13 protein-coding genes and 1 pseudogene are annotated in these 17,036 nt (G+C 46.0%); 5 read left to right on the forward strand and 9 right to left on the reverse strand.

Annotated elements, in window-relative coordinates; translation table 11 throughout:
* Nucleotides 1–53: 53 nt before the first annotated feature.
* Together GJB61_RS08250 and GJB61_RS08255 are read left to right on the forward strand one after the other, a co-directional pair.
* Complete coding sequence (locus tag GJB61_RS08250; RefSeq protein ID WP_154117979.1) at nucleotides 54–395, forward strand: hypothetical protein; 342 nt, start codon at nucleotides 54–56, stop codon at nucleotides 393–395.
* Nucleotides 377–1,507, forward strand: coding sequence for a YheC/YheD family endospore coat-associated protein (locus tag GJB61_RS08255; protein WP_338115710.1), 1,131 nt, complete (start codon nucleotides 377–379; stop codon nucleotides 1,505–1,507). The genes GJB61_RS08250 and GJB61_RS08255 overlap by 19 nt, the downstream gene beginning before the upstream one ends.
* 524 nt (nucleotides 1,508–2,031) lie before the next feature.
* On the opposite strand, the gene GJB61_RS32365 is transcribed toward GJB61_RS08255, so the two are convergent.
* Together GJB61_RS32365 and GJB61_RS32130 are read right to left on the reverse strand one after the other, a co-directional pair.
* Nucleotides 2,032–6,558: an S-layer homology domain-containing protein gene (locus tag GJB61_RS32365; RefSeq protein WP_154117980.1), complete on the reverse strand. Its 4,527-nt coding sequence runs from the start codon at nucleotides 6,556–6,558 to the stop codon at nucleotides 2,032–2,034.
* Nucleotides 6,559–6,717: 159 nt separating this feature from the next.
* Nucleotides 6,718–6,846, reverse strand: coding sequence for a hypothetical protein (locus GJB61_RS32130; RefSeq protein ID WP_267490782.1), 129 nt, complete (start codon nucleotides 6,844–6,846; stop codon nucleotides 6,718–6,720).
* Between the two features lie 5 nt (nucleotides 6,847–6,851).
* On the opposite strand from GJB61_RS32130, the pseudogene GJB61_RS31145 reads away from it, so the two are divergent.
* Nucleotides 6,852–7,082 (forward strand): annotated as a pseudogene (locus GJB61_RS31145) (YheC/YheD family protein); the annotation flags it as partial.
* Nucleotides 7,083–7,138: 56 nt separating this feature from the next.
* Here GJB61_RS31145 and GJB61_RS08270 read toward each other — a convergent pair.
* The 7 genes from GJB61_RS08270 to GJB61_RS08300 form a co-directional block, all read right to left on the reverse strand.
* Nucleotides 7,139–9,127: a Na+/H+ antiporter gene (locus tag GJB61_RS08270; protein ID WP_154117981.1), complete on the reverse strand. Its 1,989-nt coding sequence runs from the start codon at nucleotides 9,125–9,127 to the stop codon at nucleotides 7,139–7,141.
* 282 nt (nucleotides 9,128–9,409) lie between these two features.
* The gene (locus tag GJB61_RS08275; RefSeq protein ID WP_229521532.1) at nucleotides 9,410–9,799 is read right to left on the reverse strand and encodes a rhodanese-like domain-containing protein; all 390 of its coding nucleotides are present in this window, start codon (nucleotides 9,797–9,799) and stop codon (nucleotides 9,410–9,412) included.
* Between the two features lie 8 nt (nucleotides 9,800–9,807).
* On the reverse strand, nucleotides 9,808–10,200 hold the full coding sequence (locus GJB61_RS08280; protein WP_195724276.1) for a rhodanese-like domain-containing protein: 393 nt from the start codon (nucleotides 10,198–10,200) through the stop codon (nucleotides 9,808–9,810).
* Nucleotides 10,201–10,213: 13 nt separating this feature from the next.
* Nucleotides 10,214–10,534: a rhodanese-like domain-containing protein gene (locus GJB61_RS08285; protein ID WP_154117983.1), complete on the reverse strand. Its 321-nt coding sequence runs from the start codon at nucleotides 10,532–10,534 to the stop codon at nucleotides 10,214–10,216.
* A gap of 36 nt (nucleotides 10,535–10,570) precedes the next feature.
* Complete coding sequence (locus tag GJB61_RS08290) at nucleotides 10,571–13,054, reverse strand: FAD-dependent oxidoreductase (protein WP_154117984.1); 2,484 nt, start codon at nucleotides 13,052–13,054, stop codon at nucleotides 10,571–10,573.
* Entirely contained in the window at nucleotides 13,047–13,343 is a 297-nt protein-coding gene (locus GJB61_RS08295) for an ArsR/SmtB family transcription factor (RefSeq protein ID WP_154117985.1), read from the reverse strand. The genes GJB61_RS08290 and GJB61_RS08295 overlap by 8 nt, the downstream gene beginning before the upstream one ends.
* 144 nt (nucleotides 13,344–13,487) lie before the next feature.
* On the reverse strand, nucleotides 13,488–14,195 hold the full coding sequence (locus tag GJB61_RS08300; protein ID WP_154117986.1) for a glycosyltransferase: 708 nt from the start codon (nucleotides 14,193–14,195) through the stop codon (nucleotides 13,488–13,490).
* 188 nt (nucleotides 14,196–14,383) lie between these two features.
* Here GJB61_RS08300 and GJB61_RS08305 point away from each other — a divergent pair, with 188 nt between their 5' ends.
* The gene (locus GJB61_RS08305) at nucleotides 14,384–15,451 is read left to right on the forward strand and encodes a glycosyltransferase family 4 protein (RefSeq protein WP_154117987.1); all 1,068 of its coding nucleotides are present in this window, start codon (nucleotides 14,384–14,386) and stop codon (nucleotides 15,449–15,451) included.
* 42 nt (nucleotides 15,452–15,493) lie between these two features.
* Nucleotides 15,494–16,882, forward strand: a complete 1,389-nt coding sequence (locus GJB61_RS08310) for a glycosyltransferase family 2 protein (protein WP_154117988.1) — start codon at nucleotides 15,494–15,496, stop codon at nucleotides 16,880–16,882.
* The last annotated feature ends 154 nt before the right edge of the window (nucleotides 16,883–17,036 follow it).

Consider the following 17,036-nt stretch of genomic DNA (forward strand, 5'->3'; position numbering starts at 1 on the left):
TTCTGGCAGAGCTCACCCCTGATCAGCTGGCCCTGCCGGGTGTCTCGCTGCTGGTGGCCACCGTACGCGGCCAGAATGGCCGCCAGCTCGCAGGCGTTAGCTTCGTTTCGAACTTTGGCAAGGAAACCTGCCTTGTAGCTGTCCATCCGCTATATAGGAGCAGACATACCGGCACGGCACTGCTCGCCGCACATTTGGAACGTCTCGGAGCGCTGGAATGCAACGTGGCCTGTGACGACATTGCCAGCCTGAAGATGTGCTTCAATGCTGGCCTTGCTGCCGTTGCGCTAACAGGGAGCCCCAAGCCCACCTTGCTGCTTCGAGCACTGCAAAGTGCCATTAGCCCAACCATTTCTCCACAAGAAGGTGAATTACTGTGCCACAGCCCGTTTTAGGCATCCTCACCCTGTATTTAAATAATGCTAAGCAGCTTGAAGAACAAAGTGTATACCGGAGAATGATTATTGAAGGCCATCGAATGGGGCTGGATGTTTTTGTGTTTACCCCTGCAGATGTGCATACCAGCAAAGAACAAATTCATGCACTTGTCTATGATCCCAACACGGGCAAATGGTCGCGCAAATGGCGGGCATTCCCGAACATGATTTATGACCGCTGCCGCATTCAGCGCAGCGAACGTTTCCAACAGCTGCTGCGCTTCCGTTCCCGTTACAATCATCTCACTTTTCTAAATCGGCCGCTGCGCAATAAATGGACCGTGCACCAGACCTTCTCCCAGAAGCCCCGCTTTCGGCAACATCTGCCGGAGACCCTGCTCTATAACTCCTCTGCGGACTTACTGAAAATGCTCAAGCAGCATCAAGTCATCTATCTCAAACCAGCTAACGGAACGGGTGGACGCGGAATCCTTCGCATTGAGAGGCTGAAAGGTACCCGCAGTGTATTCGACATTCAAGGCCGCCGCCTGGATCGCCGGATTATCACACCGCGAAAGGTTTCACAATCTCGACTGGAGGGCATTGTCCGGCAATGGTGCATCGGGGGACGTTTTCTGGTGCAGCAGGGTATCCCGCTGCGTTTATCCAGCGGTCGTTTCCACGATTACCGTATGCTCGTGCAGAAGAACGGTAATGGCGTCTGGGAGCTGACCGGCATGGCTGGCCGGGTCGGTGCCGCCCGCAGTGTCACCTCCAATCTGCACGGCGGTGGACACGCCGTTCGTGCGGAAATACTACTGAAGCAATGGCTTGGCAGTGAGGAAAAGACAGAGAAGGTGATGAAAACTGCGGAGAAGCTCGGTCTCGAAGCCGCAGCCTTTCTTGAAGACAGCTTTGGCGCCTTATGCGAACTTGCTCTGGATCTAGCCATTGACCGTGAGGGAAGCATTTACGTACTTGAGGTAAATCCCAAGCCCGCCCGTGAAGTATTCGCTCGTTCTGGAGACAGCAGTACTTACCGCAAAGCCCTAGTGCGTCCGTTGGAATACGCGTTATGGATGTATAAGAACAAGACCACGCCGAGTTCGGCGAAAACAACTGAGGAATAGAGGAAGATATAGAACAGACAGCCCTCCTACATCTGTGGAGGGCTGTCTGCTTAATTTATAATTTCATATCTTTCAGAACTTTATTCTGTGGATCATTATTCAACGGGATCAGGTCTGGAATAATTAAAAAGTGCAAGCGATGCCCGTTGAAAGAAGGTTGCTACAAAGAAGGCTCCCAAAGCAAAACCTACTCGGTGAGCATAAAGAGTCACGAGCATTTAAAGCAGGAACGGAAATTCAGGGAGTCGTGGCGATATTCACCGTCAATTTATACGAATATTGAAACTGATGGAGTAAACCTGAGCTACGAAGGCAAACAGCGAGAAAAAAGACGACATCCACTCGGAAGTAACAGAATGGACGTCGTCTTTTTGATACGTGTTTGTACCAAGAAAGGTTGGGCTTTCAGTGGCCTCTCTTGGGCTGTTCTTTTTGTTCAGCTTGTTTACATCGGCGGCGGGCGATCAACTTTGTAATTTCCGTTGTCCGCCCGGTTCCATTAGCTGTTAAACAGTAAATGTTTCTTATGGTGCTAGGAGCTTATCCAGGAGACGGATGATCATCACTACTGATTCGGCGCGGGAAGCAGATTCGTCCGGTTTAAACGCCCCGTTACCTTTACCTGATACGATACCTGCATTAGCAAAGGCATTGATTGATTCTGCTGCCCAGTTCGTAGAGATGTCGGAAAATTGCGCCGATGTGCTGGTAACATAGTTCGTAAGGCGAGCCAGCATCGTCACCATCTCTGCCCGGGTGATCTCCTGCTTGGGATGGAATGAACGATCGGCGTAGCCCATAATCACTCCATTATCTTGAAGCGCTGCAATCGCCTCCGAAGCCCAGTGCCCTTGCGTATCGGAGAATCCGTTACCACCTGAAGCTGTCAGATCAAAAGCTTTGACAAGCATTATAGCAAACTCAGCGCGGGTGACTTTGACGTCAGGACGGTACGAGCCATCCTGATAGCCTTTTACAATCCCCATCCTAGCTGCGCGTTCAACAAACGATGCACTCCACACAGAAGCAGGGACATCTGAGAATTTCACAACAGAAGCCGCCTCCCCTTTAGCCACGATAACTTTAACCTTATCAAGGTCTACTCTGTCGTTGAACACAGGTTTCGCTACGGTTGGCTTCGATGGATCGGCAGTTACAACTGGTGTTGGTGTTGGTACCGCTGTTGGTACCGCTGTTGCTGTCGGTGTTGGCGTTGCTGCCGGTGTCGTCCCTCCAACGTTGTTGCCTATGGCCGCCGTTACGGAGACCTGAATCTCCTTTTTAATCCCCCCGTATGAAATAGTAATCATAGCCGTTCCTGTAGCAGCCGCTGTCACTACACCTGTTTCACTCACAGTAGTAATATAAGTATTGCTCGATACATATTGTGCTTCCAAAGTCTTGAGGGCAGTAGAAAGGTCCGAATATTTTGCCGTTACAGATAAGCTTTGCGTTTGACCTGCTGTCAAGGAGACCGAAGCGGGGATCACGGCCAAATCAACCACTGTCGGAGCTGGAACCTCAGTAACCATAATTGGAATTGAAATGGATTTGCCTCCGAACGATGCCGTGATCGTTACCCCTTTGCCTACTGCTACACCCGTGATGATGCCCGCATCAGATACCGAGGCAATGACAGGGTCAGATGACGTCCAAATCACTTGATCCGTGACTACTGTATTTACTGCATTGTCATACACTGCCGTGATAACAGAAGTAGCTGTCTGACCCACTCGCAATGTGTGAGTGCCTGGATCAGCTGTCAGTTTAAGCAGCACAGGATCCGTACCCTCAGCCTGAACAGTTACAGAAATTTCAACTGGCGACATGCTGACGTAACTCGCCTGGATTGTCGTCCTGCCAATTCCAGCAGCATGAATGATTCCTTTGGCATCTACCGTAGCTACACTCTCATTAGAAGAAGTCCACGTTGCTTGATACGTGACATCAAGAGTGGAGTTATCACTATAAGTAGCGGTAAGAACAGTCCCACGTTCTTCACCTACATTTAACGTCAGTTGGGCCGGTGATACTGCCACTGAAGTCACCGTTAGCTCATCCTTCTTCTCAATCGTGTAGTTGTCGATCAATTCTCCGCTTTCCGTAGTACGAGCCTGAACAATAATTTTGTCATGACTAACTTGAATGGCAGAGTATACCGGAACGTCATCGTCAAACATGAAATTCATATACTCATATTTTTTTCCATCGTAGAACTTCCAGCCGGATGCGCCTCCATCCAAATAGACAGTCCCACGCTCTCCGTTCAACAAAGGCTTCCCTTCGTTCATTGGATAGGTACGTGCGTATACGTGATCGTGGCCTTCCAGTACCAAGTCTACTTTCAATTCTTCCAGAATAGGAGCAAAATATGTTTGTGTATATTCGATCACATCCCCGCGTCCGTCTTCTGTATGATAAGCAGGCTTATGGAACATCACAATCTCCCATTTTTTATTGCTTTTCTGAATATCCTCGCGAAGCCATGCTGCTTGCTTGGACATGGTTACTTCGTCTGCTTCGGAATTCAGCACAATGAAATGCACCTCACCTGAATCGAACGAGTAGGCGTACTCCTTCTGAATCTCCGGTCCGTTATTCGGAAGATCCAATCCCTTGGCGAATATCTCTTTGCCTTCACCTTTAACATCATGATTACCCATTGTGTAACCTGAAGGAATGGAGGATGCGTAGATCGATGAAGCTTCCCAGAACTGGTTCCACTCATTCAAGATTGCTCCATCGTCAACCATATCTCCGCCATGCATAATGAACTGGGTGTCCGGATAATGGGTTAAAGCATCACTGATCAATTGCTGATAGATTTCAAGCCCGTTATCCCCTTTCGTATGCGAATCGGTTACGAATACAAAAGAGACAGGTTGATCTGGCGCTGCATCCAATGTCTTGTACTCGTACCATGTACTCCAATGTCCTTCGTAGCCAACTCTGTAATGATAATCCGTACCTGCCTCGAGGCCGGTAACCAATGATTTATGGAACTTAATTTCGCCCAGTGGCCCGCCCTGGACCTCATGGATGACCTCCACTTCAGAGAGCGCAAGCTGCTCTGCCGCCTTTTCTGGTGCAGTAGTCAAATCACCATTAATCAAATCGCTATTTTTCACATATTGAATAGAAGTTTCTTGAACTCTTGGTGCCGTCTGCCACCCTACGCTCATCATCGTACGCATATCTTCAGTAACAAAGGTTTGTACATATTTCGGATCGCCTCCACCAAACTGAGAAACAACGTTCATACTGATACTCTCGCTGGTACCGCCATCCTTGACCGCCTGCACTTTCCAGGTGCCTATTGCAAGGTTAGCTAGTGCTGTATGAATCTCTCCCTTGGCATCTGTCAAGCCCAACCCTTCGGTAAGATCCTTCTGCTGTACATCAGCGGTTGGTATGTAGCCTGTCTTGGTTCCATCCGGCAGATACACTTTTACGAATCCGGATGTATTACCTGTTGTACCGAAAAATTGCCCGTTCTTCGCTGCCGCCAGCAACACTGCGGACGAACTATCCGAACTCGTATAGATATTGGAACCATCAGCGGTTACGGTCACATAAGTCTGAGGGCCGCTTGCATCGGTAAAATCGATCTCCGCTCCTTGTACCGGCTCTCCTATGTGAGTTGTAACGGTGATGATATTCGGTGTTTGCAGCCCTGAACCCTTGACCGTTACAGTGTACGGGAATCCGATCGTATAATTCAGCGGTGTGGCAAAGGAATTCACGGGAGTGCGGCCGCCGCCATACCCAAATCCGCCCCCAACCATGGTAATCTGCTTATACATCTCGCCGCGTTCCATCTTCGCGGATCTGTTCACCTCGAAATCGATGCTTGCCAGAGCTGCCGCATTGTCGCCCTGCAGTCCCTCTGCACTGAATTCAACATAACCGCCAGCATTATCGATGATGGTCTGCACATTACTTAAACCGGAACGTGCGTTAACAACATTCGCCTGCAGTGTCTCCGGATCGAACTTGATCTTAGCATGCATGCTCTTGGCTTCGCCTACATCCTTCGCCTCAAGCTTCAACCGGTAAATCTCATTGCTGACAGCTTCCGCTGGAGCCTCTAATGTAAACATGGCGCCGTGCTCAATGTTAAAAGTATACTCTGCTGCTTCAGGATTTCCTGCCAAATCTTTAACTTCCGCAAGCACTTGATGATAACCACCACCCAGCGGTTCCTCCGCATGATACGTTATCGCTTTATTTATCGGATCATAGGTGTAGGTCTCTGGTGCAGCAGCTTGTCCATCCACAGTGAATTGGACCGAATCCGGGTCGATGCCCGACTTAGCATCATCCGCCGACAGAATAATATCGGAGACGGGGGCAGTCAGCGTTTGTTTGGGAGTGGGAGACGTTGGGCTTAACACGGGAACATCCATATCTTCATCCACCGGTTCATCATAAATGAGCCTGACATCGTCAATCCAAATCGAGCCTTTATTCTTTTTACTCACTTGTCTTTCTTTCATCTGGAAGTAGAACGCCAAAGTGCCCGGAAGAGACAAATCATTCCCTATTTCAGCCTCTACATACTTCCAGCCACTCCAGTCTATACCTACCTCTTCACTTCTAATCTCATACGTTTTGGATTTTCCAGTGGATGAAATGTAGAACTTGGAAGTTAGACCATGTCCCTCGTTGTTGGCGTATACCCACATCCCGATTTTTTTGGGAACTCTGCCTGTCAACGCCAACTGAGTTGCCGGCCCCACTGCAACCTGGGATGGATTATCTGTTACGCCAATAAAGTCATAATCAATCCGCAAGGATTTTGCCCCGTCACGGACGTATTTCGGATTCGTTTCAAGCGCTAAACTGCCGCTATAAATACGTGCACGGTCAAAAGTTAAGTCAGCTAAACTAACATTTTCGAAATCTTCTACCATGACGACACCGCTAGGCTCCGCTGCATCCCCATAGGCCGTGGATGTCGATGAAAGTGAAGGTGGAATAAACGGGATCAGAACCGTTATTGCCAATATTCCGCTCAATACTCTCTTTACAAATGGATGATGATTACTCACTAACCGCCACGCTCCTTGTTATCTGTTCTTGTTAACCTCTAAACCCCATTTTTAAAAATTTAAATTTTAAAGGACAAGCGTTTTCAGCATAACGCGGCAACATGTTCGTGAGATCATCGCAGTGTAAGAAAAAAAATTAATATACGATTTGTTGAATATTTAAATCGGCCGCTGCGCAACAACTGGACGATTCATCAGACCTTCTCTCAGAAGCCCCGCTTTCGGCAGCATCTGCCGGAGACACTGCTCTACTAGTCCTCTGCCGACCTGCAACGAATGCTGAAGCATAGCCCGGTCTCGAAGCCGCAGCTTTCTTTGAAGACAGCTTCGGAGCCTTATGCGAACTTGCCCTGGATCTAGTCATTGACCGTGAAGGAAAGATTTACGTGCTTGAGGTAAATCCCAAACCCACCCGCGAAGTATTCGCTCGGTCTGGGGACAGCAGTACCTACCGCAAAGCTCTGGTGCGTCCGTTGGATACGTATAAGAACACACCGAGCTCGGCGAAGACGGTTGAGGAATAGAGATAAGCTCAAAAAAAGGTGTCCCCACCGCCATTTTCATGACGGTGAGACACCTTTTAACTTGTCTCTTCTCTAAGATCATGTTCCATTAAGGCTATATTGCGCTTCATTTCCTTCATGCTTGGTCTTAGAATCCGCCCAGTTTCGAACATTAACTGAATATTATCTCTTTCCAATTGAATCCCGAGCCTCGCCAACTCTTGCAATTCTGTGTCGAATTCCTGTTTGGTAGCAGAGACAGCTTCGCTTCCCTTCAATCTCCTCAATCTTCCTTCGTAATGCAAAATAAACGAGCTGACAATCTCAATATCTAGTTCATCCTTATTCAATAAATCTCTTAGCTGCTGCAGCACATAAGTAATATTTAGAATTCTTAATTTATCCAGTTCCGCGCGTCTCTCATGGATAGTTAATCTGAATTGTTGAACCATCCCAATTCCCTCTTGCCAATACGTAACCGGAAGAGAACCTCTTTTGTACTGATCCTCATGAGTGAGCCTAAATAAAAATCTATTGATCGAATTTAATTGCCGGTAAGCCATATATGGATGTACTTCTTTGCTCTCCATAACAGATAGGGTATTCTCTCTTTCCCAATTTAGAGTGGAAACCCACATTAATTTCTCGGCGTTGTTCTTATGTTCATTTCCCTTAAGCATTCGAATTCTATCATTATATGTATTAATGATTTTGCCAATAGCAAATCTGTTCTCATCCGTTTTTTGTTCACTTAATCCGACAATGACATTCCGAAGAATATCAATCTTCGCCTGAATTTCGTCTTCATTTCGCTCAGCCACCGTTTCTCTTCCTACTAAAACAGGAAAAAGGTAGTTGGAAGCAAGCAGCGTCCATAATATTACACCCGCAGCTAAAAAGATGATCAGATCCCTTTGTGGAAATGGATTGCCATTATCCAAAAAAAACGGCAATGACATTGTACTTGCCAGTGTTACTGTTCCCCGCACACCCGCCAAACTAAGGATGAATGCCTTCTTCATTTTATCCCGCCATGGTTCTTGCAAGTCCGTGCTTCGAGGAATATCCATAATTAGAATCCAGATCAAACGTAACCCTAATACAGCCACAGTTAATAACAAGGTGTAGGTGATCACTTGAAAATGTCCTATATCTGAACTGCTCCATATGGTCTGGATAATGTCTGGCAGTTGTGTGCCTAATAGCAAGAATACTAGTCCATTTAACACAAAAATAATCACGGACCAGGTGCTTTTCGATACTATATTCAGTTTCGCAACCTCTGGATTCAATTTCTTATAGCCAAAAGAATGGGCTATCCCTGCACTAACTACAGCTAGGATACCGTTTACTCCTAACTCTTCAGCCGCTAAATAAATAGCAAAGGGTGTTAATACTTCAATCAGCATATGAAGCGTAACATTTTCCATGCCCAGCTTTCGCAGCCATTTGACGATTATATATTTAACTAGTGTCAATAGGAGGCCTAATATAATACCCCCTAAGGAAATATACACAAAGCTCAAACTGGCAGATTTTAATGAAAACATACCTGTGACCATAGCTGCTACTGCGAACTGAAAAGATACCAAACCCGATGCGTCATTAATTAAGGACTCGCCCTCTAGAATTTGCATGGTTTGATGCGGGATCTCAACCTTCTCAGCCAGCGAACCGACTGCCACAGCATCCGTAGGGGCAAGCGCCGCCGCCAGAGCAAAAGCAGCTGCTAGTGGAATGATTGGGATGATCCAATTCAGAAAATAACCCAAAGCTACTACTGTCAAAAAGACCAATCCCAGCGCTAGTAAAAGAATCGGTTTCTTTAGACCCCAAAGCGCCTCTTTATCTGCATGCTTCCCATCATTGAACAACAATGGGGCAAGAAATAACAATAAAAATAATTCAGGATTTAATGTTAATTCGTAGTGCAGAGGCAGTAGTGTAATAACCATCCCAAGCAGGATTTGAATGATGGGTACAGAAACAGAAGGGACAAATCGATTCACTAAATTTGATACTGAGATAGCCGCTAGCATAAGTAAAATATACTCAAACAATTCCAATCGAGCTTCCTCCAATCTCTTTTAAACTTTTTGACATAACAAAATTCTATCATATTAATTGATGCTCTGTGATTTTTGGATAATGCGAACTATGCTGAGAAATGAATCGTATAAAACCTATAAAATAATTAGTATCTATTGAAAAAACAATTAAAAAGGCGAATTCTCATTCAAAATCGAATGGAATTCGCCTTACTTATTGAGTTTTTTTCACGAAAAATAAAAAATACTAGTTGTTCCGTGGCCACAAGTTCATCAGCCGTCCCTTTTGTTACACCCTCTCTAGCTCCGTGTTAACTTACCACTCCAAGTACTAACTCCGCCCCGCAAGTGAGCAAGTCGGGTATAACCGTGCTTCTGAAGAACTCGTGCCGCATTCTTACTACGCATGCCGCTTTGACAGTAGAGCAGAATATCTTGCTCCTTCGGGATTTCTCCGAGTCGCTGCTGTAACTGGGATAACGGGATGTTCTTCGCATTAGGAATATATCCTCGCTTGTATTCATTCTGTTCCCGGACATCGAGCAGCAACCTATTTTTGAGTTGTTCCATTTCGCTCTTAAACTCATTCGATTTCAGTGTTCTTAATCCTTTAGCTGGCCGAAGACGGGAAAAGCCAAACCAGACAAGAAGTACTAAGATAGCAACATTAATAACTGTACCTATTTCCAAGTTATTGTTCACCCTTTCGCTATTAGTTCAGACAGCGTTGTTTTGTTAAGTAAAAAATCACCGTTTATGCTATACATATTTCGAAATCCCCGCTTGTGAAGAATTCTCGCAGCTTTATTGCTTTTGCAGGGATTATCCGCAAGAATCAGGACAGAGTCCTCTGGTGAGAGACCCTTGTTCCACACGTAAGGCAGCCGACCGAGAGAAATATTCATTGACCCACGAACGTTGTCTTTCTGATACTCCACCGCATCTCGGATATCAACTAATTTTACCGTTGCTGGTATTTCTATGCCTTGTCTGACCCTATGGACATCCACATAGGAAAGGGAGTTTACGGGCCAAGCCTGACGTAAGGCCCAAATGATTATTAGGGCTAACAGCAGATACAGAATAGACATGATTATCTTCTCCTTATTGTTCCCACAGTGATTCATCCGTCCAAGCACTCAGTCCGCCGGTCATATTCACAACATTATAGCCTTTCTCACTCAGCATCTCACAGGCAAGACCGCTTCGGCTGCCACTTCGGCACATCACAAGAGTTTCACGCTTCGGGTCCAACTCACCCAGCCGTTCCATTAACTGTCCAAGCGGGATATGTTTGGCACCTACTATATGTCCATCCGCCCATTCTGCAAGCTCACGAACGTCCACCATTATCAGGGACTCTCCTGCCTTTAGACGTTTCGCAACCTGTTGAGGATTAATTTCTTTAGGGATCTTAAATGCCATCGTTGTTCTCTCCTTCACTTTTTTTATTATCTGTTGTCATATAAAAAGATTAATGCCAGCTTGATCTGCCTTGCCGAGGTAATAGCCCACTCCACCGATCAGAACGCCATCGATCAGTTCCTGTTCCTTAATGCCCATAACATCCATAGACATTTGACAAGCTACGATTTCAACGCCCTGGCCAATAGCTGTATCGATCAGTTCTTCAAGGGAAAAAACATTGTTGCTCTTCATGACGCCGCGAATCATCTTGGCGCCCATGCCCAGCATATTCATTTTGGAGAGCGACAATTTACGGCTGCCCCGAGGCATCATAGCACCAAACATATGTCCAACGAGGCTCTTGGAAACTGGGACTTTAGCAGACTTCCGTATCACATTCAAGCCCCAGAAGGTGAAGAACATCGTTACTTTCTTACCACTCGCTGCCGCACCATTCGCAATGATGAACGAAGCAATCGCCTTATCGAGATCGCCGCTGAAGACGACCATCGTACTGCCTTCAGGCGTTGAGAGAGTTGGTTTAGAAGCATCTTTCAGCTCAGGCGGTTCCTTGCATAGGTAGGCTTCAATAATGCCATTGGCAGATTTACTTACCTTAATCATCCGATTTCGGGACATGACGGCCCACGATTGAATATCTTCGTAAAAGCCCGGATCGGATGCCGTTACGTGCAGCACCTGTCCTGCCATAAGCTGATCCATCTTCTGCTTCACCTGAATCAGAGGTCCTGGGCAACATAGTCCGCAGGCATCCAGCTCCGCGTCGACTCGAAGCACAGCATCATTCACTTTGGCGATATCCAACTTCGTTTCTATGAGGGAGGGTTGGATGACTTGTATAGGTTCAAAAGATTGATTCATGCTGCTTCCTGGCTTGTAAGTAGCCATTTGGTAGGTTTTGTAGCCCCCAGTCAGATTACGCACCTTATACCCTTTTTGAGTGAGAATTCTAGAAGCTGTATATCCCCGCAAGCCTACCTGACAGTAAACCCAAATTTCTTTGGCCGGGTCCAATTCCTGCAGTCTTGCGCGAAGTTCATCCACTGGAATAAGCAGCGAACCTGGAATATTCCCATTGGCATGCTCCATCTCGGACCGAACGTCTATCAGTTGCGTGGATTCCACATTTCGCGTCTCTAAATCCTGTGGGACGAATACCTCCGTTTTGCCTGTCAGAATGTTTTCTGCCGTATAACCAGCCATATTAACTGGATCTTTGGCAGAAGAATACGGAGGAGCATAAGCCAACTCAAGTTCTGTCAAGTCCGTAACCGTTCCCCGAAACCGGATAACCGTGGCGATATCGTCAATTCGTTTGTCTACGCCATCGAAGCCGACGGCTTGCGCTCCCAGCACCGTTCCTGCATCGTTAAACAAAAGTTTAAGGGAAAGCGGCGTGGCTCCAGGATAGTAAGACGCATGAGAATTCGGATGAACATAGGATACACGGTAAGGAATCTCCAGCCGCTGCAAGGTCTTCTCGTTGTTTCCGGTAGATGCGCCAGTCAGGCCGAATACCTTGATTATGGAGGTTCCCTGGGTCCCCTTAAAAGTCGTCTCCAACCCACACACGTTGTCCGCTGCGATTCGCCCTTGTTTGTTGGCTGGGCCAGCCAGTGGGATAGCGGTTTTCTTGCCATTCACGAAATCTGTGACTTCTACCGCATCCCCAACGGCATACACATTGTTCAAGTTTGTTGCCAGCTTGTCATTGACGATGATATGGCCCCGCGGGCCCAATTCCATTCCACTGTCTCTTAAAAAAGCGGTGTCCGGCGCTACACCAATCGCTAGAATAACCATATCGCTGACTAGTACCGTACCGCTTGCTAGATACACTTCGATCTGATCATCTGTATCCCGAAACGACTGCACGCTTTGCGACAATAATAGGCTAACGCCATTCTCTTCCAGTTCCTTGGATAAAGCAGAGGACATTTCCCTATCAAAGGGGGCCAAAATTTGCGTTCCGCCTTCGACCAAGGTCACTTCCAATCCAATTTCCTTTAAGTTCTCAGCCATTTCCACACCGATGAAGCCTCCACCAATGACAACCGCTGAACGGATTCTTTCTTCTGTCACTCGTTTTTTGATTCGGTCCGTATCAGGGATGTTCCGAAGTGTATGAATTCGGGTACTTTCAATACCGGGTAAATTCGGGCGAAGCGGTTTGGCCCCCGGCGAAAGAATCAAAGAATCGTAGCTTTCCATATATTCGCCACGTTCCTTGCTGCGGACACGAACTCTTTTGTTCACTGGATCGATCCCCATTACTTCACTTTCGATTCGAACATCGATGTTAAAGCGTTGGTACATGCCTTCGGGTGTCTGCACCAGTAACTTTGAACGGTCTTTGATGGAATCCCCAATATAATAAGGGAGCCCACAGTTGGCAAACGAGATATAGGGATCTCTCTCAAACATCACGATCTGTGCATCTTCATCCAAGCGGCGCAACCTTGCTGCTGCAGATGCGCCACCGGCCACTCCACCGACGATCAGAACTTTGTTACTCATTATTAATTTCCTCCTTGAACATGATTTCTATGATCTGCTTGACTCTTTCATTGGTGACTGAATAGTTAACCTCAAGACCCTTACGATCTGCTTCAACGATTCCCATACTGCGCAGCTTCTGCAGATGTTGGGATACTGTAGATTGCGGCAGATCCAAACACTCCTGCATATAGGTAACATTGCAGGACGACTTCTCGATCAGTCCTCTTACAATGCACAATCGGACGGGGTGAGCCAAAGCTTTTAATAGATCAGCGGCTTCATTGTAGGCTTTAAAATTATTATCCATGGAGCTGTTCACCTCTTCGCAAATAATCTTTATATCGTAATATTACGTTATAACGATATTAAAAGCAAGTAGTAATTTCCACAATAAAATAACCTCCAAGTCCGTCTTCTGTGGCGAATTCGGAGGTTTTCGGGTGTGATATTGTTAATAATTCGCCAATAATCCCTGAAACTCATTGAAATAGTTGACCTTCACTTTCTCAAGTTCAATTTGGATACTGCCCAAATGCCGGATGGTCCCCATCTCTTCATGCCGGCGATACGCGGTTAGCGGTTCATTCATATAATACATATTCTCTTTCTCTAATAACAAACGCACCCAAAAATCATAATCATGGGTATAGGTGAGCGTTTCATTGAAATATCCAATTTGCTTGATAATCGAGCTTTTCATCATGACCGTACATCCATTGATTGGACAGTAGCTCGTAAATGCTTCTATGAATGAACGAAACGTGCGAAATTTTGCCGTCGCATCATGCTGGATGATTTGACTTCGTTCATTAATGACATGGTAATCTGTATAGCAGAATGCTGCATTGCGTTGTTCCATGAACTCGACCTGACGCTTAATTTTATCCGGGTAAAATAAATCGTCCGAGCTAAGCCAGGCCACATACTCCCCTTTAACCGTTTGAAGGCCACGATTCAGCGCACAAGCGGTTCCGCCATTTATCTGTCTTATACAATGAATCCGATCTAAATAAGGAAATAATTTCTCTGTATACATCGTAGAACCGTCATCTACCAGAATGATTTCTATATCCGAGAAGGTTTGTTTTAGTACACTATCTATAGCCTGATCTACATATTTACAGTTATAAAACGGTATAATCACCGATACTTTTGCCAATCCGCACACCTCTCTTATTTATCAAGTCTTATAACATATGCATAGTGCAGTTTATAGTTGTGGACTCGTAGCTGCTTTGGGATGGGAAGTTAACAGTAACTTCTTTCACTGTATTGGTTATCCGTACATCCAATTCTCCTTGCCGCCACATATGGTATGGAGAAGCAGTCTACTAAGGAGGGAGCCGATTGAAAGTTCTATTAAGCTACATCCTACCGAGTGGCGGAATGGACACCCTGAATCGAACTCGGACGGAAGAGTTACGCAAACAAGGTGTTGACTGTCATCTTCTATATGAACGTTATGGAGCAGGACTGCAAAATATGGCGACTTGCCCGACACATGTAACCGAAAATGATAACGAGATTCGCCATTTGCTCTCCACTGAATCCTTTCAGGCTGTGGTTGTCTCCTCCAATTTTATGTTATTGGAAAAGTTTCGTCTATTGGGTTATACAGGCTCCTTAATCTATGAAGTACAAGGGCTTGGAACGTTGGAACAGGCGGAAAGTGTCATCACGGAGGCCACGCCTTATATTCTGGCGTACGCAGATGCCTTGTTATATCCTCCTACTTCTCACTTGATCCACTTGTTATCCAGATTTCCGACAAAGCTTCATTTTTGTTTTCCTAATTGTTTGGATACGACTAAATTTCAGTACCGGGAGCACACTCCCCCCCCCTATCCCATCATTGGCTGGGTAGGCCGACTTGAACCCAACAAGAACTGGCAAGAATGTCTGGAAATTGTTTATCGAATTTCCTTACATGAGTCTCAGCTTCGTCTGTGGTTTTTTGAAGACTCCAATCTATCGCTTGAATCGGAGCGTCTCGCTTACCTCAATGCAGTCAAACGCTTGGGACTAAGCAAAAAAATCGATATATTCTCCAATATCGCGCATGAGCAAATGGCTGATTATTTATCTATCATTGGTGAATCCCGTGGCTTATTGTTATCCACATCCATTATGGAGGGCTTCGGATATGCGGTTGCTGAAGCAATCAGCTGTAGGTGCCCTGTTCTCAGTACCGATTCCGATGGTGTACGTTCATTTATTTCCCATAACGTAACCGGGAAGTTTTATCCATTAGGCAATTTCGAACAGGCTGTTAAAGAAAGTCTTGAGCTCATGAGAGGACCGCTTCGGGAGTCCATCCGGACTCAAGGCAGAGCACTAATGGAGGCCTCTTTTAGCCCCTACACGTATGCAACAAATTTCATAGGCATGCTGAAATATCTCGGAGTGTCTGTATAAGCACTGTAATCTCAAAAATGACAACAAGGTTGGGGGGAGCAGATGTTAGTCAGTATTGTTATTTTGACGTTGAACAACTGGAACTTAACCGAGCGATGTTTGCATAGTATTTTGAATTATACGGAGATTCCATATGAAATCATCTGTATTGATAATGGATCGACCGATGGGACTCAGGCTCATTTACGTGACCGTAAAGATCTGTACTTTATAGAAAACGAACGGAATCTGGGATTTTCCCGCGCTAGTAATCAAGGAATGGCCGCTTCTTCTGGAGATTATATTCTTCTCTTGAATAACGACACCGTCGTCTCCCATCGCTGGCTCGGAAATTTAATGACTGTGCTCACAAGCTCACCTGAGGTAGGTATTGTGGGTCCCATGTCCAATCTAGTAATTCCACAGCAGCGATATCCCGCATCATATCCAACCTATGAAGAATATCATCGCTTTGCTGAATCTTTCAACCGGTCCAATGCCTCAATATGGCGGGATGCTACAGCTATTAGTGGATTCTGCATGTTATTCCATCAGCAGTTGTATCATCAGATTGGGGGCTTGGACGAATCCTTCTTGCGTGGGGGCTATGAGGATATTGATTTCTGCTATCGAGCTTTGAAAGCTGGAAGGCGACTAGTGATTGCTAGCGATACCTATGTTCATCATGTAGGCAATGCAAGCTTTCTATCCAACTCCATTGATATGAATTCTTTTGCGATGAACAATCGTCGTGTATTTTTAAAAAAATGGGGGTTTAATCCGGATCGATTGATTTATACGTTGGATGAGAATTTCCTGCCAGGCAGCTATGCTGCTCCACACCCCCATCATCCTTCCGCTGAACCTACGCCTCCCTCAGGCATACTTGTCTGCAATACCCGAGGAGAGGTGTACAAAGTTGAACAAGGAAACAAACAGCCCATCTGTTCACTTGAAGACTTTTATGCCTTCGGATTTCGTATGGAACAAGTGGTCCAGATCACGGATGACCAACTCGCACTTCTCCCGGTAGGCGAGACACTGATCAATGATGGCCTCATTCCTAGTCATTACCCCGACGTCTTTATCGCACGGAGTACCGATGACGGAATGTACCTCATCAGCCATGGATTGCGTTACCCTTTCGTCGACTATTTATCCTTTAAACGTTTAGGGTATCGGACCGAAGAAGCTGTTCTGCTAACAGCGGAGCAGTTGGCTTACTTTCCCTTGAGTGTGCCAATCGACTCCAATGTACTGGAAAATCATGAATTGATTGATTATCGTCTGTACATGGATCCTGAACAAGGCCAATATTATGCCGAAGGAGGACGGTTGCGTCCAATCCCCACTGTAGCTGAACTTGTGAAATATAAGTGGCATTTGCAAAAACCAATTCTTCTTCCGCAGCCTATCTTCGATAGTTGTCTCAAAGGGCCAAATATTGTTTGAAGTGTACTCGTTGCGTAATTTTAGGTGAACCGGCTCCCTTGGAGACCGGTTTTTTACTGAAAATGGGCATTTCTCCTGAGCAAACCGTCGTGACGGGCGGAGATAGAGTCTACATATATTACATTACTTATAAGAAGGAGGTGAAAAAGCATAC

The sequence above is a fragment of the Paenibacillus monticola genome, assembly GCF_009664975.1.
Taxonomy (GTDB): Bacteria; Bacillota; Bacilli; order Paenibacillales; family Paenibacillaceae; genus Paenibacillus_AQ; species Paenibacillus_AQ monticola.

Excerpts from the sequence above, each read along its gene's own strand:
- GJB61_RS32130 (WP_267490782.1), bottom strand. The coding sequence starts at position 6,846 with ATGCTTCAGCATTCGTTGCAGGTCGGCAGAGGACTAGTAGAGCAGTGT.
- GJB61_RS08280 (WP_195724276.1), bottom strand. The coding sequence starts at position 10,200 with ATGTCTATTCTGTATCTGCTGTTAGCCCTAATAATCATTTGGGCCTTA.
- GJB61_RS08285 (WP_154117983.1), bottom strand. The coding sequence starts at position 10,534 with ATGGCATTTAAGATCCCTAAAGAAATTAATCCTCAACAGGTTGCGAAA.
- GJB61_RS08290 (WP_154117984.1), bottom strand. The coding sequence starts at position 13,054 with ATGAGTAACAAAGTTCTGATCGTCGGTGGAGTGGCCGGTGGCGCATCT.
- GJB61_RS08295 (WP_154117985.1), bottom strand. The coding sequence starts at position 13,343 with ATGGATAATAATTTTAAAGCCTACAATGAAGCCGCTGATCTATTAAAA.
- GJB61_RS08310 (WP_154117988.1), top strand. The coding sequence starts at position 15,494 with ATGTTAGTCAGTATTGTTATTTTGACGTTGAACAACTGGAACTTAACC.